General features: G+C 45.2%; 26 protein-coding genes. 13 read left to right on the top strand and 13 right to left on the bottom strand.

The window, feature by feature from the left end; genetic code table 11:
• The first annotated feature begins 45 nt into the window (after positions 1-45).
• Genes QWZ13_RS17450 through QWZ13_RS17440 form a run of 3 tightly spaced genes read left to right on the top strand, consistent with a single transcriptional unit; the run spans position 46 to position 2,153 of the window.
• Positions 46-1,422: an SLC5/6 family protein gene (locus tag QWZ13_RS17450; RefSeq protein WP_290282904.1), complete on the top strand. Its 1,377-nt coding sequence runs from the start codon at positions 46-48 to the stop codon at positions 1,420-1,422.
• Positions 1,415-1,849, top strand: coding sequence for a type II toxin-antitoxin system RatA family toxin (locus QWZ13_RS17445; RefSeq protein ID WP_290282903.1), 435 nt, complete (start codon positions 1,415-1,417; stop codon positions 1,847-1,849). Before QWZ13_RS17450 ends, QWZ13_RS17445 begins: the two co-directional genes overlap by 8 nt.
• Positions 1,815-2,153, top strand: coding sequence for an RnfH family protein (locus QWZ13_RS17440; RefSeq protein WP_353958998.1), 339 nt, complete (start codon positions 1,815-1,817; stop codon positions 2,151-2,153). The genes QWZ13_RS17445 and QWZ13_RS17440 overlap by 35 nt, the downstream gene beginning before the upstream one ends.
• A 9-nt stretch (positions 2,154-2,162) precedes the next feature.
• Here the strand turns inward: QWZ13_RS17440 and QWZ13_RS17435 are convergent, their stop codons facing one another.
• Positions 2,163-2,468 (bottom strand): outer membrane protein assembly factor BamE, encoded by a 306-nt coding sequence (locus QWZ13_RS17435; RefSeq protein WP_290282902.1) that lies wholly within the window; start codon positions 2,466-2,468, stop codon positions 2,163-2,165.
• Positions 2,469-2,537: 69 nt separating this feature from the next.
• Here QWZ13_RS17435 and fur point away from each other — a divergent pair, with 69 nt between their 5' ends.
• Complete coding sequence (gene fur, locus QWZ13_RS17430) at positions 2,538-2,966, top strand: ferric iron uptake transcriptional regulator (protein ID WP_290282901.1); 429 nt, start codon at positions 2,538-2,540, stop codon at positions 2,964-2,966.
• A gap of 72 nt (positions 2,967-3,038) precedes the next feature.
• On the top strand, positions 3,039-3,524 hold the full coding sequence (locus tag QWZ13_RS17425) for a TlpA family protein disulfide reductase (protein ID WP_215999830.1): 486 nt from the start codon (positions 3,039-3,041) through the stop codon (positions 3,522-3,524).
• A gap of 117 nt (positions 3,525-3,641) precedes the next feature.
• Here QWZ13_RS17425 and QWZ13_RS17420 read toward each other — a convergent pair whose 3' ends face one another.
• Positions 3,642-3,788 carry a hypothetical protein gene (locus QWZ13_RS17420; protein WP_290282900.1) on the bottom strand — a complete coding sequence of 49 codons (147 nt, stop codon included), beginning with the start codon at positions 3,786-3,788 and terminating at the stop codon, positions 3,642-3,644.
• A gap of 23 nt (positions 3,789-3,811) precedes the next feature.
• Positions 3,812-5,545 carry a DNA repair protein RecN gene (recN, locus tag QWZ13_RS17415; RefSeq protein ID WP_290282899.1) on the bottom strand — a complete coding sequence of 578 codons (1,734 nt, stop codon included), beginning with the start codon at positions 5,543-5,545 and terminating at the stop codon, positions 3,812-3,814.
• Between the two features lie 111 nt (positions 5,546-5,656).
• On the opposite strand from recN, the gene grpE reads away from it, so the two are divergent.
• Positions 5,657-6,250 carry a nucleotide exchange factor GrpE gene (gene grpE / locus QWZ13_RS17410; RefSeq protein WP_290282898.1) on the top strand — a complete coding sequence of 198 codons (594 nt, stop codon included), beginning with the start codon at positions 5,657-5,659 and terminating at the stop codon, positions 6,248-6,250.
• Here grpE and QWZ13_RS17405 read toward each other — a convergent pair.
• The gene (locus tag QWZ13_RS17405) at positions 6,204-6,368 is read right to left on the bottom strand and encodes a hypothetical protein (RefSeq protein ID WP_290282897.1); all 165 of its coding nucleotides are present in this window, start codon (positions 6,366-6,368) and stop codon (positions 6,204-6,206) included. The genes grpE and QWZ13_RS17405 overlap by 47 nt on opposite strands.
• Between QWZ13_RS17405 and dnaK the strand changes: the two genes are divergently transcribed.
• The gene (dnaK, locus tag QWZ13_RS17400) at positions 6,355-8,271 is read left to right on the top strand and encodes a molecular chaperone DnaK (RefSeq protein WP_290282895.1); all 1,917 of its coding nucleotides are present in this window, start codon (positions 6,355-6,357) and stop codon (positions 8,269-8,271) included. The two genes, QWZ13_RS17405 and dnaK, sit on opposite strands and share 14 nt — an antisense overlap.
• A gap of 210 nt (positions 8,272-8,481) precedes the next feature.
• Entirely contained in the window at positions 8,482-9,609 is a 1,128-nt protein-coding gene (gene dnaJ, locus QWZ13_RS17395) for a molecular chaperone DnaJ (RefSeq protein WP_215999834.1), read from the top strand.
• Positions 9,610-9,783: 174 nt separating this feature from the next.
• On the opposite strand, the gene QWZ13_RS17390 is transcribed toward dnaJ, so the two are convergent.
• Positions 9,784-9,918, bottom strand: coding sequence for a hypothetical protein (locus tag QWZ13_RS17390; RefSeq protein ID WP_290282893.1), 135 nt, complete (start codon positions 9,916-9,918; stop codon positions 9,784-9,786).
• A 297-nt stretch (positions 9,919-10,215) separates the two neighbouring features.
• Between QWZ13_RS17390 and QWZ13_RS17385 the strand changes: the two genes are divergently transcribed.
• Entirely contained in the window at positions 10,216-11,292 is a 1,077-nt protein-coding gene (locus QWZ13_RS17385; RefSeq protein ID WP_290282892.1) for a hypothetical protein, read from the top strand.
• Between the two features lie 155 nt (positions 11,293-11,447).
• Positions 11,448-11,597, top strand: a complete 150-nt coding sequence (locus QWZ13_RS17380) for a hypothetical protein (protein WP_290282891.1) — start codon at positions 11,448-11,450, stop codon at positions 11,595-11,597.
• Positions 11,598-11,702: 105 nt separating this feature from the next.
• Here the strand turns inward: QWZ13_RS17380 and QWZ13_RS17375 are convergent, their stop codons facing one another.
• Genes QWZ13_RS17375 through QWZ13_RS17365 form a run of 3 tightly spaced genes read right to left on the bottom strand, consistent with a single transcriptional unit; the run spans position 11,703 to position 12,975 of the window.
• The gene (locus tag QWZ13_RS17375; protein WP_290279979.1) at positions 11,703-11,834 is read right to left on the bottom strand and encodes a hypothetical protein; all 132 of its coding nucleotides are present in this window, start codon (positions 11,832-11,834) and stop codon (positions 11,703-11,705) included.
• A 15-nt stretch (positions 11,835-11,849) separates the two neighbouring features.
• Positions 11,850-11,978, bottom strand: coding sequence for a hypothetical protein (locus QWZ13_RS17370; RefSeq protein WP_290279980.1), 129 nt, complete (start codon positions 11,976-11,978; stop codon positions 11,850-11,852).
• Complete coding sequence (locus QWZ13_RS17365; RefSeq protein WP_290282890.1) at positions 11,956-12,975, bottom strand: IS110 family RNA-guided transposase; 1,020 nt, start codon at positions 12,973-12,975, stop codon at positions 11,956-11,958. The genes QWZ13_RS17370 and QWZ13_RS17365 overlap by 23 nt, the downstream gene beginning before the upstream one ends.
• Here QWZ13_RS17365 and QWZ13_RS17360 point away from each other — a divergent pair.
• Entirely contained in the window at positions 12,970-13,185 is a 216-nt protein-coding gene (locus QWZ13_RS17360; RefSeq protein ID WP_290282889.1) for a hypothetical protein, read from the top strand. The genes QWZ13_RS17365 and QWZ13_RS17360 overlap by 6 nt on opposite strands.
• On the opposite strand, the gene QWZ13_RS17355 is transcribed toward QWZ13_RS17360, so the two are convergent.
• The 3 genes from QWZ13_RS17355 to QWZ13_RS17345 all read right to left on the bottom strand — a co-directional run bounded on the left by QWZ13_RS17355 (position 13,174) and on the right by QWZ13_RS17345 (position 17,709).
• Positions 13,174-14,556 (bottom strand): HDOD domain-containing protein, encoded by a 1,383-nt coding sequence (locus QWZ13_RS17355; RefSeq protein WP_290282888.1) that lies wholly within the window; start codon positions 14,554-14,556, stop codon positions 13,174-13,176. The two genes, QWZ13_RS17360 and QWZ13_RS17355, sit on opposite strands and share 12 nt — an antisense overlap.
• 175 nt (positions 14,557-14,731) lie before the next feature.
• Positions 14,732-16,813, bottom strand: coding sequence for an ATP-dependent DNA helicase RecG (gene recG, locus QWZ13_RS17350; RefSeq protein WP_290282887.1), 2,082 nt, complete (start codon positions 16,811-16,813; stop codon positions 14,732-14,734).
• Positions 16,798-17,709, bottom strand: coding sequence for a hydrogen peroxide-inducible genes activator (locus tag QWZ13_RS17345; protein WP_290283410.1), 912 nt, complete (start codon positions 17,707-17,709; stop codon positions 16,798-16,800). Before QWZ13_RS17345 ends, recG begins: the two co-directional genes overlap by 16 nt.
• A 100-nt stretch (positions 17,710-17,809) precedes the next feature.
• Here QWZ13_RS17345 and QWZ13_RS17340 point away from each other — a divergent pair, with 100 nt between their 5' ends.
• A complete protein-coding gene (locus QWZ13_RS17340; protein WP_290282886.1) occupies positions 17,810-18,622 on the top strand; it encodes an NAD-dependent epimerase/dehydratase family protein in 813 nt (270 codons plus the stop codon).
• A gap of 7 nt (positions 18,623-18,629) precedes the next feature.
• Here QWZ13_RS17340 and ppnN read toward each other — a convergent pair whose 3' ends face one another.
• Both ppnN and QWZ13_RS17330 read right to left on the bottom strand, forming a co-directional pair.
• Entirely contained in the window at positions 18,630-20,000 is a 1,371-nt protein-coding gene (ppnN, locus tag QWZ13_RS17335) for a nucleotide 5'-monophosphate nucleosidase PpnN (protein WP_290282885.1), read from the bottom strand.
• A gap of 28 nt (positions 20,001-20,028) precedes the next feature.
• A complete protein-coding gene (locus tag QWZ13_RS17330) occupies positions 20,029-20,922 on the bottom strand; it encodes a homoserine kinase (protein ID WP_290282884.1) in 894 nt (297 codons plus the stop codon).
• Here QWZ13_RS17330 and QWZ13_RS17325 point away from each other — a divergent pair.
• Entirely contained in the window at positions 20,922-21,095 is a 174-nt protein-coding gene (locus QWZ13_RS17325; RefSeq protein WP_290282883.1) for a hypothetical protein, read from the top strand. The two genes, QWZ13_RS17330 and QWZ13_RS17325, sit on opposite strands and share 1 nt — an antisense overlap.
• Positions 21,096-21,126: the final 31 nt, after the last annotated feature.

Raw genomic sequence — 21,126 nt, 5'->3', positions numbered from 1 at the left:
ATTTCTATAGTCATTCAACCGCGTTGTGAAGGTATTCGCAAAAATATGAACCCGTTCTTACTTATTACCGTGTTAATTGGTACTCAGCTAAGTTTAAGTGATGGCCTCATTTTGCCTGTGTTAGCGGCAAAGCATGGTCAAGGTTCGTTCTTGTTAGCGTACGCAGTGATCAAACTCATTTTCATTCTACCCATATTACAAGCCGAGCTAGTTGCAGGCAGAATATATCGTGCGTCACCTTTTGAGCTTTCATTTTTAGCGCTGAACAAGCGAATAGCGGCTTTTTTACTCGCCTTGCTCATGATCGCTTTAGTATTTGTGCTTTCGACAAACTTATTTAATACCGCCTGGGCGCTTATTTTCAGTATCGATGGTGTTAATGGTGATTTGCTGAGTTTAAGGCCGCTGGATCAAAACCTATATTGGTTTGAACAGTCACAAAACACCGACAGAATCATGAGCTTTGTGATGGCTCAAGGAATTTTTCTTATGCTGTTAGGCGGGCTGGCATGGCGCGGAATTATATCGGTCTTTCAATTTTTTATTCCACTGTGTTTGGCCTTTATCTTTTTTTGTGTTCCACAAATTTCAGAGCTGTTAATGAACCTACAATACCCACGTTTACACTGGGGTGATTGGTTGGTGGCGATTTCACATGCCATTACTTCTTCGTTGGCCGGTTTGTTGGTTTGGTATGTTATTGGCACCAAAGTGGCGGATAAATTACCAACGGGCCGAGCCATTATTACGGTGCAATTGTTTGATGTGCTTTTTGGTTTGTCATTAATGTCGATTTCTTATCAATGGATAGGCTCTCTTGATACTGGTTCGGTAGATGTGGGCACTGTATTTAGAACATTGATGGTTAGTTTAGCCGAGCAGGACGCTGTGCCAGTGCAGACGATGATGTGGTTAATACTGCTGCCCATTGTAGGCTTGCTAAGCAGCGTACCGTTATTGTTAATTTTAACTCAAAAGCTAGGGACTTTTATTCGGCATTGGTTGTTAGCCTTAACTATGATTGCGGTGGTTATATTAAGTGGCGCTATGGTGTTTTCGAACGGAGTTTATTCGCCGCTCGTCTGGTATGGCCAGTCTATTTATGATGTTGTGCAGGCTTTAGGGCAAGGGCTGATTGTGCCCTTGATTACGGGGGGTGTGTCTTTTTGGGTTGGCTGGGTTATGCGACCTAATACGGTATTACGCCAAATTAACCCTCATGGCGGAATCCGATATTTTTTATGGCGGATTACGCTAAGGTTTGTGGTTCCAGTGCTGCTTGGGGTAATATTCGCGCGCACAACGTTGACGTTAACGGCTATTACGGCAACTCAGGCATTGACGGTTTCATTGCTGGTGTTGGTGGTCGTGCGTTTATTTTCTTGGGTTAAACACAGGGCAATTTTCCCAACACATGATTGAAATTCACCGATCGGCCTTAATTTTGGCTCCCGCAAAATCTGTTTACGACATTATTAACGATATTGAACAATATCCGAGTTTTTTGGACGGAGTCGCCAGTGCTCGTGTGTTAGAGAGCAGCGATATTCATATGTTAGGTGAGTTAATTATAAAAAAGGCCGGTGTTGAGAAAACTATCATTACTCGCAACACGCTAAAAGCTCCGTCTGCGATTGAAATGACCCTTGAACAAGGCCCTTTAGAGGCATTGACCGGTACTTGGTTAATTACGCCGTTATCTGAAGAGGGGTGTAAGGTCAGCTTAGATTTGCGCTTTAGTATGAAAAAAGGCTTAACCGCAATGGCCTTTGGTGCTGTTTTTAAGCAAGTTGCTAACAATATGGTTGATTCGTTTGTTCAAAGAGCGAATCAACTGCAAGCCCAATGAGTTTGGAAAGATGAATATGATGAAAGTAGAAGTGGCCTATGCAACGCCAGAAAAACAGTTGATTGTTACGCTGGATGTTGCCGAAGACTGCACCGTTAAGCAGGCTGCCTTATTGAGCGGGCTGGATAAAGAATTTCCTGGGCTAGATATAGAAGGCTCTGCGATGGGGCTGTTTGGCCGAAAAGTTGCAAAGCCAGATTCAGAAGTATTAAAACCGGGCGATCGAGTCGAAATATATCGCCCACTGCTGATAGACCCAAAGCAGGCTCGCCTTAATAGAGCGGCTAAAAAACCCGCTAAATAAGGGCTTTATTTAAGGTTTAGAGATTTCACTGACCTTATTATTGGTAAACCTAATGATGAGGTGTTTAAACGTCTCGTCATCTTGCTTTAAAGGGTATATCCATTTCGTTTCGGTAGACTCACCCTCTAAAATGGGCAGGCCAATTAAGTATTGAACTTGGTTTTTTGTTTGGCCAATCTCTAGCTTTTCTATTTGTTCTGGTAAGACAAAGTTCCCTTGTCCGAGTTCGGCCTGATAAGGCTTTAATAGGGTGCAAGACGATGCAATAAGAATAAAAGCACTAATAACGGCAAGTTTTATATTACGAATAGCCAAAATGGGTTCCTAAGTTTACTTAAGTCAGTATGATGTGGCTATTGTACACAGTTATCTGGAGACGAGAAGGTGACAATTCAAAATCAAGAATTAAAGAAAGTTGGGCTTAAGGTTACCTTGCCTCGCGTTAAAATATTACAAATGTTCGAAAACGATGATGTTGCGCACATCAGCGCCGAAGAAGTATATAAGCAGCTACAAGAGGCCGGTGAAGATGTTGGGCTTGCAACTGTTTATCGGGTATTGACCCAATTTGAGGCCGCCGGCTTAATTACCAAACACAACTTTGACGGTAACCACGCCATCTATGAATTAGCTTCCGACGATCACCATGACCATATGGTCGATGTGCAATCTGGTGAGGTGATTGAATTTGTTGATCCTGTAATTGAAAGCCGACAGCACGAAATTGCAAAAGAACACGGGTATGAAATTGTTGATCACAGTTTGGTTCTTTACGTTCAGCCGTTAAACGCGAAAAAAGAACCAAAAGTTTGATACGGTTCCGTTTAAGTTCAGCTTTAAGCGTTAAACTGTAATCTTAACTATTGATAGCTCAGAGGAAGACACATGAAGTTTTTGCGCATTGTTGCAGTTGTTTCAGTATTTTTAGCCACTTTGGCCCATGCTGAAGTTAAAGTTGGCGATAAGTTCCCTAACTTTAAAGTACCCACTGTCGATGGCAAGGTGCTCGATACGGCTCAGTTAAAAGGCCGTGTTCTTTATGTGGATTTCTGGGCAAGTTGGTGCACGACCTGTATTCAGTCGTTCCCTATTTTAAGCGAATTAAACTCTGAGCTTAAAGGTAAAGGCATTTACTTCTTAGGCATCAATACAGATGAAGACGTTAATTTAGCAAAGAAATTTTTAGAGAAAACCCCCGTTAACTTCTTAAACGTTTCTGATCGAACCCAACAAATAGTATCGTTTTTCGAGCCAAAGGGCTTTCCGGCTGCATACATAGTAGCAAAAGACGGTACTGTTCATACCATCAAAGAAGGTTTTGCAGGTAAAGAAAAAACCAAAGCCTTATTGCTAGAACTAGCAGCGCAATAGGGTGGAACGGTGCCCATAAGGGCACCGTGAGATATAAGCTACAAGCTACAAGCAACAAGCTGCAAGCGACATGTATAGGAGCGCTCGTAGCAAAGCGAAGACGCGAATGTTATGACTTTAGCTTGCAGCTTGTTGCTTAAAACTTACAGCTTTCCCAAAACCATCGTCTCTCCGCTTCGCTCCGAAGACTCCTACTCTATGGTCATTAGGAAGTTTTGGTGCCGTGACTAACCTTTTGACTTTAACTTGTAGCTTGCAGCTCAAAACTTGCAGCTATCTTTTCACCCTCAATGCGCTCTTGCACTGGTTCTTAACATTTCTTCGGCATGTGCTCGGGTTTGGGCGGTGATGTCGATTCCGCCCAACATTCGCGCAATTTCATCAATACGATGTTCGTCTGTTAAACGTTTGATGGTAGATGTGGTGTTTTTGGCGTGATGTTGTTTTTCTACAATGCAGTGGTTATGACCCAGCGCGGCTACTTGTGGTAAGTGTGTAACACATATAACTTGGCCGCGTTGTCCTACTTGGCGAAGCATATGGCCAACAATTTCTGCAGTAGCGCCGCTAATTCCAACATCAACTTCATCGAAAACTAGGGTAGGAATAGTGGAGTGTTCGGCACAAATGACCTGAATGGCCAGTGAAACACGTGATAATTCGCCGCCTGAGGCTACTTTGGCCAGCGGCTGCAAGGGCTGGCCTGGGTTCAAGCTTATTTGGTATTCAACCGTATCAATACCGCTGGTTGAGGCCTTATTTTGCTCTAAAAATGCGACCTTAAATTGTGCGCCAGGCATGGCGAGCTGATTTAACTTTTCGATGACTTCTTTCGAAAAAGCATTCGCCGCTGTTTTTCGTTTCGAAGAGAGCTGCTTGGCTTGCTTTAAATAGGTTTGTTTACGTGCGGCCACTTCAGATTGGAGCTCTTCTAAAGACCCTTGAGATTCGTTTAACTCAGAGTATTCAGCCTGTAAGCTTTGACTGAATTCAAACAGTTGATCGGAGTTAATGTTGTGTTTACGGCTGAGCGTGTGAATGGTATCTAGCCGTGATTCTAAATAATGGCTGCGCTCTTCATCTACATGAATGCTATCGATATAGGCGTCAAGGTCGTGGGCACTTTCTTCGACTTGAATCACCGCGCTATCGAGCAGGCTGATCGCGTTGCTCAATGGCTCACTTCTATCGTTTATTTTTTGTAAGCAATTTAACGCCGTTTTAATGGCTTGGGCTGCGTTTTCACCCGATTCATTGGCTAATATATCTCGTGCCTGGTGGCTTTGTGTCAGTAAGGTTTCGCTTTGCTGAATGCGCTGAAACTCGATTTCTAATGTTTCTACTTCGCCTTCTTGCAGCTCTAATGCTTCTAACTCTTGGCATTGGTACTCAAGTAGTTGGCGGCGAGCTTCTCGTTCTTCATGGCTTTGGGATAGCGCATTTAATTTACGGTCTAAGCCTTGCCACGCTATCCAAGCCTCTTTTACTTTTTGCAGTTGTTTTTCGTTGTCGGCGTATTCATCGAGCAGTTTTAAATGGGTGTCGTGTCTTAGTAGTGATTGATGTGCGTGCTGGCTGTGAATATCAATAAGGTGTTCGCCAAGTACTTTTAACTCGGCTAGTGGCACGGGTTGGCCATTTATGAAAGCACGTGAACGGCCTTCGTTAGAGACGGTTCGGCGCAGTAGGCACTCACTTCCATCGTCTAAATCTCGTTCTTTTAACCAGGCTTTTGCGGCATCAATTCTTGAAATATCGAATGCGGCAACCACTTCTGCGCGTTTTTCACCATAGCGGACGACATTGCTGTCGGCACGATCGCCCAAGGCAAGGCTTAGGCTGTTCAGCAAAATAGACTTACCCGCGCCTGTTTCACCTGAAATGGAGGTCATGCCACTGCGCCAATCAATATCAATATTGTCTGCAATGGCGATATTTCGAATTGAAAGGTTTTGAAGCATGAGGTTCACCACAAAATGAATTAACTGGTTATTTATACAGTTAAATTTTCTGCGTTGCAATGCTTTTGTGTTTTAAGCGATTTCTTGAGGATTCTCCCCTTGAAAACTAAGGGCTTACCCCCATTGATTGTCGGCATAACACTATAGTTCGAACTTTTGAGAAGGTAGATCATGAGCAACGAAGAAAAACCAGTTGAAGAACAGCTAGAAAGCGAAACTGTTGAAGAGCCTGTTGAAGCATCTGAAGCCGTGGAATCAGAAGAATCTGACGATTTAGCTGCACAACTGGCATCGGCCCAAGAAGAAGCGGCTAAGTACAAGGATCAATTTATTCGATCTGAAGCTGAAATGGCCAACTTGCGTCGTCGTGTTGAAAAGGATGTCGAAAACGCTCACAAATTTGGACAAGAGAAAATCAGCAAAGAGCTATTAAGCGTCGCTGACAACCTAGAGCGGGCTATTTTAGCCAGCGAGTCCGATTCTGCGGAAGTTAAGGCGTTAAAAGAAGGCGTCGAAATGACGCTAAAAGGCCTTTTGGATGTGTTTGCGAAATTTAATATTGTCGCAATAGACCCACAAGGCGAGCCATTTGACCCGCAGTTGCATCAAGCCATGTCTATGGTTGAAAACCCAGATGTTGAACCTAATACCGTTATAGCGGTGATGCAAAAAGGTTACACATTACATGACAGGCTCATTCGCCCAGCGATGGTCATGGTCAGTAAAAGTGCCGAACAAGCGACAACGATTGATGAAAAAGCCTAATTGAGTGCTTTTTGAACGAAAATTTGTAATAACCACTTGAATTATGCGGTCTTGCTCTCATATCGCATGACAAGCAAGACTGAATTAAATACGGAGTATTAAAAATGGGTAAAATCATTGGTATTGACCTAGGCACCACAAACTCTTGTGTGGCCGTGATGGAAGGCGATAAGCCTAAAGTAATTGAAAACGCTGAAGGCGATCGCACAACCCCGTCGATTGTTGCCTTTGCCGACGACAACGAAATTTTAGTGGGTCAGCCCGCTAAGCGCCAAGCAGTCACTAACCCGCAAAACACAGTGTATGCGGTTAAGCGTCTAATCGGTCGCCGTTTTGACGATGATGTGGTTCAAAAAGACATCGGTATGGTGCCGTACAAAATTGCTAAAGCCGATAATGGCGATGCTTGGGTTGAAGTTCGTGGTGACAAAAAAGCGCCGCCACAAATTTCAGCTGAAGTTTTGAAGAAAATGAAGAAAACCGCTGAAGAATACTTAGGTGAAAGCGTTACTGAAGCCGTTGTTACGGTTCCGGCTTACTTTAACGATGCTCAGCGTCAAGCAACTAAAGATGCGGGTAAAATTGCTGGCTTAGACGTTAAGCGTATTATTAACGAGCCTACAGCCGCTGCGTTAGCCTACGGTATGGATAAAAACCGTGGCGACAGCGTTGTAGCCGTATATGACCTAGGTGGTGGTACATTCGATATCTCTATCATCGAAATCGCCGAAGTAGATGGCGAGCACCAGTTTGAAGTGTTAGCGACTAACGGTGACACCTTCCTAGGTGGTGAAGATTTCGACATGCGTTTAATCGAGTATCTAGCGGAAACATTCAAGAAAGAATCAGGCATTGATCTTTCTGGTGATGCGCTAGCAATGCAGCGTTTAAAAGAAGCCGGTGAAAAAGCAAAAGTAGAATTGTCTTCTGCCGCTCAAACAGATGTTAACTTGCCTTACATCACTGCCGATGCATCTGGACCTAAGCACTTAAACGTAAAAGTCACACGTGCCAAGCTAGAATCTTTGGTTGAAGACTTAATTGAGCGTTCTTTAGAGCCTGTTCGTGTAGCGTTGAAAGATTCTGATCATGATATTTCAGATATCAGCGATGTTATCTTAGTAGGCGGTCAAACGCGTATGCCTTTGGTTCAGTCAAAAGTAGCTGAATTCTTCGGTAAAGAGCCACGTAAAGATGTTAACCCAGATGAAGCTGTTGCTGTGGGTGCTGCCATTCAAGGTGCGGTACTTTCTGGTGATGTAAAAGACGTACTTCTATTAGACGTAACGCCTTTAACACTGGGTATTGAAACAATGGGCGGTGTAATGACGTCGGTTATCGACAAAAACACCACTATTCCAACGAAGAAGAGCCAAACCTTCTCTACTGCAGATGATAACCAAGCCGCTGTAACCATTCACGTGTTGCAGGGTGAACGTAAAATGGCGAGCCAGAACAAATCTCTAGGCCGTTTCGATTTAGCCGACATTCCGCCTGCACCACGCGGTGTGCCGCAAATTGAAGTCAGCTTCGATTTAGACGCCAACGGTATCTTAAACGTATCGGCTAAAGATAAAGGTACTGGTAAAGAGCAGTCTATCGTTATTAAGGCGAACTCTGGATTGTCGGATGAAGAAGTAGAACAAATGGTGAAAGACGCTGAAGCGAACGCTGAAGAAGACCGTAAGTTCGAGGAACTCGCTCAGGCTCGTAACACGGCTGATGGTCTTGTTCATGCTACGCGTAAGTCTTTGAAAGAAAACGAAGATAAAGCGACTGAAGAAGAGAAAACGGCCATCGAAGCAGCTTGTGTTGCTGTTGAAGAAGCTTTGAAAGGTGATGATAAAGAAGCAATCGATAAAGCGGTTGAGACTTTAAGCGAAGCCACAGCAAGCTTCTCACAGAAGATCTATGCCGATGCGGCTCAAGAAGCAGGTGCCGATGCTGGCGCAGCGGAAGAAGCCTCTGCTGGCCCAGACGATGCTGTAGATGCTGAGTTTGAAGAAGTGAAAGATAAGTAAGGCGAGCGGCCTTTACTTTAAAAACCAACAGAGCGGGTTCGCCCGCTTTGTTGGCCCAAAACACTGCAATTGCAGTGTTTTCGGTTAATAGCCGTTTATTTAGTTTACAACCGTTAACCGAAAACATTGCCCTATGAACAGAGGTATTCAGCGCAAGCGATGCCTTCTAACTGAATATTAGCCCCGTTGGGGTCAGGAACGAGCAACTACATGTCAAAACGCGATTACTACGAAGTACTGGGATTATCGAAAGGTGCCGACGAGAAGGAAATCAAAAAAGCTTATCGACGAATGGCGATGAAGTTTCACCCGGATCGTAACCCTGACGACAAAGAAGCCGATGGTAAGTTTAAAGAAGTCAACGAAGCTTACGAAGTGCTCTCCGATAGTCAAAAACGCCAGGCCTACGACCAATTTGGCCATGCTGGTGTAGATGGCCAAGGTGGCTTTGGCGGTCAAGGCGGCCATGGGCAAGGTAACTTCAGTGACATATTTGGTGATGTATTTGGTGATATTTTTGGCGGCGGCGGTCAGCGTGGCGGTCGATCCAATGTTCAGCGTGGCTCAGATTTAAAGTACAACATGGAGCTCACGCTCGAAGAAGCCGTTCGTGGCATCGAAAAGAGCATTCGAGTCCCTACGTTAACCAATTGCGAGCCTTGCAATGGCTCGGGTGCGAAAAAGGGCTCGTCTCCTATCACCTGTAATACCTGTGGCGGTTCGGGCCAGGTGCGCATGCAGCAGGGCTTCTTCGCAGTGCAGCAAACCTGCCCAACGTGTTCAGGTGCCGGCAAAATCATTAAAGACCCTTGTAACAGCTGTTATGGCCGAGGTGTCAAAGAAGAAACTAAGACGCTTAATGTTAAAATTCCAGCGGGTGTTGATACAGGCGACCGTATACGGTTGAGCGGAGAAGGCGAAGCAGGGCGCAATGGCGGCCCAGCGGGAGACTTGTACGTAGAGGTTCATGTTAAACGCCACAGTATTTTTGAACGCGATGACGCTAATCTGCACTGTGAAGTACCGATCAGCTTTGCCGAAGCCGCTTTAGGGGGTGAGCTTGAAGTGCCCACGCTCGATGGTCGTGTAAAACTTAAAATACCGGCCGAAACGCAAACCGGTAAATTATTCCGATTACGCGGCAAAGGTGTTAAGCCTGTACGAGGGCATTCAGTGGGTGATTTACTGTGTCGCGTTGTCGTAGAAACGCCGGTTCATTTAACGGCGAAGCAAAAAGAATTGCTAAGAGAATTCCAAGAAAGTACCGAAGGTAAAAAACACTCGCCAAAAAGCAAAGGTTGGTTCGACGGTGTTAAGAAATTTTTCGACGAAATCTAAACAATTTTCATAAAAATTAATTCGTTTTAAACGTTTTTTTAAAAGCAAAACTTATAAAAAAGTTTTGCTTTTTTTATGCCAGTAAGAAAAAAATACGGGGTAATGCTCGGAAAACTAAAGGAAAAAAAGACTTTGTCGTTTTTTTTGTTAATAAAAGAAGGAAGAAAATATATTTCAAACAACTGTTTTAATCGCTTGTGATATGGGCTTTTTCAGCCCATCAAATAGTTGATTTGGCGCAATATCTTTACGAAAGGGCGGAAATAGTTCAAATATCAGCACTTTAGGCGTAAATAAAGGGTTGACCACAGGGTTGAGCTCTGGTTTTATATCCCTCGATGGTTGAACGGGCTACCGAACAACCCTGGGGAAGGAATTTAAAAATAATAGTCGCCAAACCCCAAGCCGATGAGAATCGCCATTCAGTTTGATGACTGCAATTTTTATCTTTTTTTTCTTAGTAACATTTTGACACGCTGTACGTTTTAGGTTAATTGTATGTCGTGTTAACAATAACTGAACTACGAGATCATTTTGATCAAAGTAGTCAATCAAGTAGTCTGGTCACCAAGCCAGTATTGATAATAAAAAACTAGGGGAATCTACATGAAAGCTATTTTCGCAGTTTCTGCACTTGCTGCTGCTATTTCTGGTCAAGCACTTGCTGCTGATACAGAAGCTACAATCACTTACTCAGGGTCTATGGACACTGCGTTGACTGTTGATCTAAACAACGATGCAACTAAAGACGTTAACCTTGTAGACGAAGAGTATTCAATCTCAATGGACGTTGACGTTGTTAACGGTCCTTTTTCTGGTTCAATCGGTATTGAAGCAGCAGACGGCGACACTACTGTTAATGATAATGCCCTAACAAGCGACGAGCTAGTTGTAACAGTTGGCGATCTAACAGTAACTGAAGGTAACCTAACTTTCGGTCAAGTTGGTAACCTAATGTCTACTGATGAGTACGCTCATGAGATGGCTGAAGCTGGTACTGCTGACGTAAATGCTGGTTTCAAATACGTTGTAGCTGAAGGTGTAACTGTACAGTTGCAAAACCATCAGCCAGCCACCACTGGTTACGGCTCTTCATACGGTGTTGCTGCTCAGTACACTGGTTCAGCTGACGCACTAAGCTATACTGTTGAAGGTGAATTCTCTGGATCTGACGGTGCGCCAGACGGTTCTGACCCTGCTACTTTCGTTGGTGCTGGTGTAACTTACACTACAGATGCCTTCACAGTAATGGCTGCAGTAAACAACTATGGCGCTACTGATAAAGTAACTGAGTATGCTGCTTCTATCGAAGCTTCTCTAGCAGGCGCTACAGTAACTGCTGCTTGGACTGACGTTAACACTGACGTTGAGCAAGACGAGCAACTAGACGTTGACGCTTCTTACGATGTTTCTGAAGAAATGGGCGTTTCTGCTGGTTATACTCTAACGACTGCTGAAGAAACTGGTGATGAAGTACGTGCTGGCGCAACTTACGCTTCTGGCATGATCTCTGCCTCTGCTGACGTTACAATTGCTAACTTCGATGCAACTGAAGCAGACGATGCTTTGATCGAACTAAACGTAACTTACACTGCTGATTCTGGTGTTGAGTTCTACGGCGACTACGACATGCAGGGCGACACTAAGAGCATGTTAACTTTAGGCGCACGTTACTCTTTCTAATTTCAGATTCCTCTGAAAAATAGAATCGGGCCAACCTTCGGGTTGGCCTTTTTTGTGGGCGTTAAAAACAGAACGATGCCCTTTGGGCATCCGCGAGTTCTAAGCTGCCAGCTGCAAGTAAGGTCAAAACATCTAAAACCCTTCGCGTCTTTGCTTTGCTTCGAGCGCTCCTATCTGGGCTTTGTGCTGAGGTTAAGCTTTGGGGGTGGGGTCCACTGAAGCGGGAATCTGAGCCATGGATGGCGAAGTTTAGCGGCGCATGGATGCGCGAACAGCGACCCGTGGAAGTGGACCCCTCCTCCTAAGCGGGATGTGGGCAACGAGATTTAGGCTGCGAATTGGGTAAGATCACTTCGCGTCTTCGCTTTGCTTCGAGCGCTTATATGGACCCGTCCGTTGTTGCAAGCCACTTATTTTACATTAGATTGAGATTGCACGCTTATATTCGGCTTCTTATTTAGGACGGCCGTCGCCTTCTGTCCTGAGCCATTATGAGTTGTGCTCTTACTGTCCTGATCTCCTACGCGGCTTCTTTGAGCCAAAGCGCTCTCAAGGGTTCAGTAAGTCGATCTTATCTTTTGTGTCTTAAGGGTCTGCGCAACCTCTAGGTTAATCTGATTTATAACTTCTAACTTACCTTGCTGGTTCTTTTTCTCTTTTGACTTAAGAGTGGTATACCGAACCATTTTTCATCAGTGCCCAACTGATTCTGGCGAGCTTATTCGCGAGTGCCACGATGATGACATTGGGATGCTTTTTCCCTTCGTGCTTCATCACCCATTGCTTTAGAGCACTGTCTTTTTCCTGCCGCTGCAAGGATTTATAAGCCGACCTCGCGCCATGCACCAGCATCTTACGGATCTGTTTATTGCCTTGTTTACTAATGCCAAGCAAGACATCTTTCCCTCCGCTGGAGTGCTGTCTGGGAACCAACCCCAGTGAAGCACTGACATGACGACCACTGGCAAACGATGCAGCCTTGCCAATGTGACTGTAGAGAAGCGTTGAGATGATTGGACCGATACCCGGTATGCTTTGAAGACGCTTACAGGTTTCATTTGAGTTGGCGATCTGCGCGATTTCTTTGGCGTATTGCTGCTCTTGCTGTTCGCGTTGCAACCACTGCTGCCTGAGGTCGGCTATCATTCGCCGACCTCGAACGCTGAGCTCATTCGTTCCATCCTCTAACACCAATAACACCTGCTCACGGATAGCTTTTGCACCCTTAGGACGAATGACTCCATATTCAGCCAACAGACCTCGGAGCTCATTGCCTACGGCAACACGCTCTTTCACTATACGCTCCCGAACACGATGCAACGCCTGAAGATCTTGTTGCTCAACATTTTTTACAGCAACGGTCGGCATGGTTGGTCGACTCGCTGCTTCAGCGATGCCAAGAGCATCCCTGGTGTCATTTTTGTTCACCTGAACGAAGGGTTTAACGTAACGAGGGTGTATAACTTTAACGGTGTGACCGAGCTTAGCCAACTGCCTAGCCCAGTAATGGGATCCGCTGCAAGCTTCCATAGCGACGACAGATGTTGGCTGCTTCGCAAGAAAAGGCAACACTTGAGCACGCTTGAGCTGCTTCTTTTTAATCTCATTGCCGCGATGATCTAACACAGACAATTGAAAAACAGACTTCGCCAAATCAAGACCGATAATGTTAGTATTTTGCATGATGGATCCTCCTGCTGGATGCCGTACCTGATTAGAGTTTTGCAACTTAATCATGGCACAAGTGGGACGGGTCCATCTCATTTCCTACTTGGGCTTTGTGCTGAGGTTAAGCTTTGGGGGTGTGGACTCCACCTCCGAAGCGGGTTGTGGGCAATGAGATTTAGGCTGCGGGCTGCGGGTAAAATTACCCGCTTAACTCTAGGCCGTTAATGAATTTGCAATCATATCTAACTCGGCGCGGTTTGTTTTGATTTGCTCCATTAGTGGTTCTACGTCTTCTTTATTGATATTCAGATGTTCAAATACCATGGAATCGAACACTTGGTGGCTATTAGGAATTAAGCCGTATTCTTCTAAAAGGTGATTGGCTAAATAAATTAAATGCGCTTGATCACTGTTGGTGCCTAAATAATGTGGGTCGCTTTGGTAGCGAATGCCCATAGTCACTTCACCCGGCATGTTCCAGCTGTGCATTAGGTTTGAAGCTATCTGGTCACGGGTAATGCCTAAAACATGTTTTTCGATATGTTGATGATCTAAATGTTTGTTTAACGCAATCATATTAGCTGTTACTTCAAAGTGTGGCCTAAATGAGTGCGCCATTATCAAATACCCAAAGTTGTGCAATAACCCAGCTAAGTAGCTTAAGCCGAAACTCGGGCGAAACTCTCTTGGAATGGTGCTGACTAAGGCACCGACACAGGCGGCCATGTAAACCGCTTTATTCCAATAGGAGACATCATTGCCGTCGTCTTCGATTGGCATGTCGAGGGTTTTACCTAACGATAACCCTAAGGCTAAGTTCATGACCAAATCGTAACCAAGAACTCGCACAATGGCGTCTTGTACCGATTTTATAGAGCCAGGCGCAGAATAGTATGAAGAGCTTGCCCAGCTGACGACTTGCGCCGCTAAACTCGGGTCTCGTTCTACAATTTGGCTGAGCTTTTCTATATTGGCGTCTGGGTCTACCCGCAGGCGAATAATGGCCTGTGCGGTATCGGGTAGCGGCGGTATTTCAAGCGTTTCTTCTAAACGTTGCTTGATTCTTAGCGCGGTAAATTTATTAACGGCGGTATGAATCTCGTCTCGATCATGATCAAACAGACTGAGCTCGTAGTTGGTTTCTTCTAGCGGAAGCTGCGTGGCAACGGATTCAATAATAGTGGTGTCGAGTCTTTTCATGGCATCGGCGTTTTGCAATGCCATTAAATGACTAGGGTTTCCACTGTGCACAAATATACGATCGGTTTCGTAAAGTGCTTTATCAATGATGGTGGTGGCTTGAATTAAATCGTCGAAAGCCGGAATCGTTTCAATATTTAGCCGGCGCTTTATATCATTTATTTTTTGGCTGCTCAGTGGCGTTAACTCTCGCCCGGTGACTTGTTTAATTTTATCAAAATCAGCAAGTGCTTTAGACGATAAAAACACTTGAACTATGCCTTGTTCATCTTCTAATAAACACACTTCAGCGCGTTCTAACGTTGGTTTATTAGGGCCCACAGCATGGTGAATTGACTGCTTTGCCAAGTGTTGGCGAACAATGATAGGCAAAATATTTTCGGCTTGAGAGGTCAACGTCAATTCCTTAAGAGCAAGTCACAACTTTGTTTTTTGGATAATTCTGCGTTTGAGTATAGTAGCTTAAACCTTAAAGGTTAATGAAAAAACAGTGACTTAGCTCTAAAACCTCTTTTTAGAGTGAGATGCAGTTCACAACTTGAAGTAAGCAATTTTGAGGCGTCATTTTTAATTACACCTGGGCAAAGCGTTCAGCGTCAAACAACCAGCGTTTTATGATTGGGTCTACATGGTTAGGGTACTCAGACATAAGCTTGTTGGCTAATTCAGGCACCACTTCTAACCAGTGTTGATCACGGTCGATGTCGGCAACTCTAAATCCAATCGCTCCTGTTTGTCGTGTTCCCAATACTTCGCCCGGTCCGCGTATTTTTAAATCTTCCTCGGCTATAACGAAACCGTCGTTAGTGCTGCGCATAACTTCAAGGCGTTGTTTTCCTTGTTCAGAGAGTGGGTGGCCATACATTAATAAACAATAGCTCTCAGTTGTGCCTCGCCCCACGCGACCTCTAAGTTGGTGAAGCTGAGATAGCCCTAAGCGTTCGGGGTTTTCAATAATCATCACACTGGCATTTGGCACATCAACACCCACCTCAATAACGGTGGTGGCGACAAGAATATCGAGCTCTTGAGCTTTAAAGGCATTCATGAGTTGAGATTTATCTTTCGGTTTTAACTTACCGTGCAATAGACCAATTCTTAAATGCGGCAGCGCTTCGGCTAAGCGGTTGGCGCTGGCTTCCGCGGCTTCGGCTTGTAAATCTTCAGATTCTTCAATCAGCGTGCACACCCAATATACTTGGCGGCCTTCTTGAACGGCGTGAAAAACACGAGCAATGACGGCATCGCGCTTGTCTTGGCTGATAGATGCCGTCACTACTGGAGTTCGCCCTGGAGGAAGTTCATCGATCACGGACAAATCAAGATCGGCAAATGCGGTCATGGCAAGCGTTCTAGGGATAGGCGTGGCGGTCATGGCCAATTGGTGTGGGTTGCCATTAATGGCTTTTTCTTTCAGTGATAGCCGCTGCTGAACGCCGAAACGATGTTGTTCATCGATGATAATTAGCCCGAGGTTGCCGAAATCAACGCCTTTCTGAAACAGAGCGTGAGTTCCGGTGATTAACTGGATGCTCCCGTCTGCCAATTTAGGTAATAATTCATCGCGTTGTTTTTTGGTGCTTTTACCTAACAGCAGGTCAATCGACACGTCTAAAGGCTCACACCATTGTTGCATGTTGCGAAAATGCTGCTCGGCCAGCAGTTCTGTGGGCGCCATTAGCGCCACTTGAAATCCTTGCTCAATGGCTTGCAGCGCAGCAACCAACGCGACTAACGTTTTACCAGAGCCAACATCCCCTTGAACCAGTCGCATCATTGGAGAGGGTTTGGCCAGATCTTCGCTGATTTCACCACTGACCTTCAATTGCGCATTGGTGAGTTTAAATGGCAGTGCCGCCAATAAATCAGGGACTAAATATTCAGAAGCCTTTATTGCAGGTGCGCCATGGCTTTTGGCTTGGGCTCGTATTTGCTGCAAACTTAAATGGTGCGCTAACAACTCCTCTAAAGCTAAGCGCGATTGAGCTGGGTGATTGCCCTCTAAGAGCATAGCTACGTCTTGTTCACTGATAGGGTGGTGCAAACTGAATAAAGCTTGGGTTAGAGTTGGCAAGCGCCATTCTTGCAACCAGTTAGCCGGCAACCATTCAGGGAGCCCGGCTTGGGCTTTTAAAATGGCCAGTGCCTGTTCAATTAGGCCGCGTAGTCGAATTTGATTCAAGCCTTCAGACGATGGGTATAGCGGTGTTAGGGTGTTTTCTAATGCTGGGAAGTCGCCTTCTTCACGAGCGGAGTATTCTGGGTGCACCATCTCTAAGCCAGTTGGACCCATACGTACTTCGCCGTAGCATCGAATGCGATGCCCTGTTTTTAGGGACGCTTGTTGAGCACGAGAAAAATGAAAAAAGCGTAATGTCAGTAGCCCACTGCCATCTTGAATTTTTACCAATAAAGCACGGCGTCTACCAAAGGCAACTGTGGCCGCCTTTACTTCCGCCTCGACCACAACCGCCATGCCTAGCCGCAAAGAAGCAATAGGCGTTATTTTCGTGCGGTCTTGATATTTATAGGGCAAATGAAACAGTAAGTCTTGGATGCAGACAATACCCAGCCCCGCGAGCTTTTCAGCAATTTTAGGGCCTGCACCTTTAAGCTTGGTAACAGAAAAACTCAGACTTAATGGGTTTTGCATAGCCGAATGGCACCCTCAATTGCATCGATCGCACTCGGTCGAGGAAAGCTGGTTCGCCAAGCAAGCGCGACGGTTCGAGTCGGGGCTTGGCCGCGGAAAGGGCGAACGACCACTAAGTCTTCTTTATAAAGGTGAGAACCGGTGGCGGATCGAGGCAAAATTGTGATTCCTAGGTTAGACGCCACCATGTGCCTTAGGGTTTCAAGTGACGTACCATCGGCCATGGTTTGGGTTTTGCCTTCTGGGTTTCGGGTGGCGGCGGCAATCAATGGGCAGTCGTCTAAAATTTGGTCTCTAAAACAATGACCTTGGCCCAGCAGCAGTAAGTTTTCAGCACTGAGTTCTTGCTCTGAAATATCTTTTTGCGCGGCTAATGGATGTTGCGCAGGCAATAAAATATCAAATGGCTCATCGTAAAGTGGTTTAGTAAGTACATCGGTTTCATTAAAGGGCAGTGCAATGATTAACGCATCCAAGTGCCCTTCTCTCAATCGAAGTCGTAAATTGGCGGTGAAGTTTTCTTCAATCGACAAAGGCATATTCGGTGTCGTTGTTCTAAGTTGAGGAATAATATGAGGAAGCAAATACGGACCAATGGTAAATATTACGCCTAAACGAATCGGCGCTAATAACTGATCTTTCCCCGCGTTTGCTATGTCGTCTATTTTAACGGTTTCCTCAAGCACACGATTCGCTTGAGCCACTATTTTTTCCCCAATAGGCGTAACAGTAACGCCGTTTTTATTGCGCTCGAAGATAGCTACTTTAAGTTTATCTTCCATTTTTCGAATGGCGACACTCAAGGTGGGTTGTGCAACGGAGCAACGCTGTGCCGCGCGACCAAAATGTTTTTCTTGCGCCAGTGCAATGATGTACTTGAGTTCGGTTAACGTCATGAAGGTGCCAAAAGTGTTGAGTTGGTAAAAACTATCGAAATCTACCTGATGATACAAGCAGTTAATGATACATTAAGGCCAAATAGTGATGGAAAAAGTGATGAGTCGAATTCTTTTGGCTGGATTAGGAGACCTCAACAGTCGAGTGGCTGCGCTGGCGCAAAACCAAGGGCACGAGGTTATTGCTTTGCGTCGCACCGTAGACGCCCAAAACCAAACAGTTCAGCAGGTGGGCATAGATTTATCGCAAGAGCGTTGGCCGGATTATCAGGCCGATTACCTAATTGTGGCGTTATCGGCTCAAACACGATCGCTTGAAGGGTATCAAAAAGCCTATTTAGCGCCTTTAGAACAGCTGAACCAGTCTTTATCTTCTTGGAAAAAGCGTCCTAAAAGAATTATTGTGGTCAGTTCGAGCCGAGTTTTTGGTGAAAACCATGGTGAGTATTTATACGATGACAGCTTGGCTCAATCTGATGACCCTTATGCCAACATTTTATTGGCAATGGAGCGGCAACTTCACGCGATAGAATCAAATACTTGCGCTGCAACACTGAGTGGAATTTACAGTGCACAGCGAGATTGGCTTAAACGTCAAGCGAGCAAACCTAGAGAAGAACTGCCTGTTACGAATCACTGGACTAACCGAATTCATATTAATGATGCCGCAGCGGCGTTAATGCATTTAATAACTTTTGAGCAGCCGTTACCTGATCGCGTTTTAATTACCGACAAACAACCGATGCCTATGTATGAGGTTCTAAACTATTTGCGGCTAAAGGCTGGTTTGCCAAAGATCGACAGTGTTCCAGTGATTAGCGGCGGAAAGCAGTTGATTCCAAAATTTTTAGAATCCAGCGGATTTACCTGGCAGTTCCCCACCGCAAAAAGCGGCGGGTATTCATGCAATTAGTGAGTTTCTAGGCAATGACCTTGTAGCAGGGCACGTAAGCACTGCCGGGTAACTTCATACGTTTTTGCGCTACAAAGGCTTCTAGCAAGTTATCGAGTGGTTGCAGAATTTCGGGGTCGCCGTGTATCTCGAAAGGTCCTTTCTCTTCAATTAAATTTATGCCCTGTTCTTTTACATTACCGGCCACAATACCACTGAACGCTCGTCTTAGATCGGCTGCAAGCAAGTGCACGGGTGCGTTTTTATGCAGGTTAAGTTTGGCCATATTATCGTGCGTGGCATGGAAAGGTTCTTGGAAAATGGGGTCAATGTGCAGTTTCCAATTAAAGTGGTAAGCATCGGCTGCTTTGCGACGGTAATCTGTTACCAGTTGCATGCCGGTGGTCATTTCTCTAGCCGCCGCAATGGGGTCATCGACAATTATTTTATATTTTTGCTGCGCTTGGTAACCCAATGTTTGAGCAATAAATTCATGAAGCTGTTTAAAATAGTCGGCGGCTTCTTTTGGGCCCGTTAAAATTAACGGGAAGGGAATTTCCTTGTTATCGGGATGCAACAAAATACCCAATATATACAGCAGCTCTTCAGCTGTACCAGGACCGCCAGGGAATATGATAATGCCGTGGCCTAAGCGCACAAACGCTTCGAGGCGCTTTTCAATATCGGGCAATATGGCTAGATCGTTAACTATAGGGTTCGGCGCTTCAGCGGTAATAATGGCCGGCTCGGTTAACCCAATGTAACGAGCATTTAAAATGCGTTGCTTTGCATGCGAAATAGTTGCGCCTTTCATAGGGCCTTTCATTGCACCTGGGCCACACCCTGTGCAAATATCGAGTCTTCTCAAACCAAGTTCGTGGCCAACTTCTTTGGTATATTCATATTCGACTTCATTGATCGAATGGCCTCCCCAACATACAACCAAATTTGGTTGCTGACCCGGCAACAGCATTTTGGCGTTACGTAGAAAATGAAATACATAATCGGTGATGGCCGAGCCGCTGGCTTGTTCAGATAAATCGTTTTTGCGTTCGCTTTCCGTCCACACGATGTCGCGCAGTGCTGCAAACACCATTTCTCTGGTCGAAGTGATCATAGCGCCATCGACAAATGCATCGGCAGGGGCATTGTATAAATTTAGGCGAATGCCACGATCTTGCTGAACAATATCGATTCGAAAGTCGGGGTAGTTTTGTAAAATGGTTTTTGCGTTATCGCTGTCGGACCCGGTATTTAAAATGGCGAGAACGCAGCGGCGAAACAATTCGTATAGCCCATTTTCGCCAGCCTGCTTTAATTTACTTACTTCAAATTGAGATAATACTTCTAAGCTGCCAATCGGAGTAATCGAGGCATCTATCGTATTTGGTTTGGTCATTCGGTTCTCTACTTTGCCCGTGTTTTGGCTACAGTATAGTGCCTAAAGATGACATTAGCCGAACTAAAAGCCGTTTCATTAGCTCAGGGTCTTTAACGGTAATCGCTTCGCTCGATGCGCCGTGTTCTCTTTGGGCTAAAAGTCGACTTAACCAAAAACGCAAACCCGACTGCACTTGCAGGATCGGCACGGCTTGCAACTCGTCTTTGCTGAGCGGGCGAACCGATTGATACGCGGCCATGAATCGAACTTGGTTATCTGCAAAAACGGCATCATCATCGTTCAAACACCAGTCATTCAAAGTAATGGCGATGTCGAGTGCATAGCTGTCGATGCCTGCAAAATACCAATCAATGATGCCACTGAGCTTTTGTTGATCGAAAAGGGCGTTGTCATGAAACAGATCGGCATGGATAACACCTTGAGGCAAAGATGTTGGTAGCTGGCTGATGTGTTCTATGGCTTTAGACGCAATAATTTGCTCGTTTTCAGCCAGCGTGGGTTGAATTTGAGCCAGCGTACGCTTTACCCAAGCTAAGCCGTGGCTGTGTTCGCGTTGAGCGTTGAATTCGGCTGTCGCTAAGTGAACTTTTGCCAACGCGGTTGCAATAGCTTCAATGTATGGCTGTGTGTGTTCAACATGGCCACCGCTCACGCGTTCAAAAAATACGCCAGGCTTGCCTTTGATAGTGAATATAAACTGGCCATCGGCTTGGCGATACGGCTGAGGAACGCTGCAATGGTGTTTGTGTAAATGTTCACCGAGTTCAACAAAAAAGGGCAGCTCTTCAAAGCTGTGCTTTTCAAAAATGGTCAATACCAGCTCGTGCTGATCGGTACTGACAAAATAATTTGTATTTTCAACGCCAGCGCTGATACCTTGATGAGAAACGTATCCCCCCAGATCGTAGTGCGACAGCAATGAACTTACCTCATGTTTATTTAATTCGGTGTAGACAGACATGGGATGGTTACATTCATAAAAAATCGGCTGCTGAGTATTCCATAATTGAGCCTAAGATTACAGTGGATACCCTAAAAACAAAGGCTATTGTGCTAGTAAAATTTGAACACAGTCATGGTACACTGCCTTAAAATAATTTTTGTAAGCATTGGACACGCATTC

It is taken from the genome of Reinekea marina, assembly GCF_030409715.1.
Lineage (GTDB): Bacteria > Pseudomonadota > Gammaproteobacteria > Pseudomonadales > Natronospirillaceae > Reinekea > Reinekea marina.
This window is presented reverse-complemented; position numbering and strand designations above follow the sequence as displayed.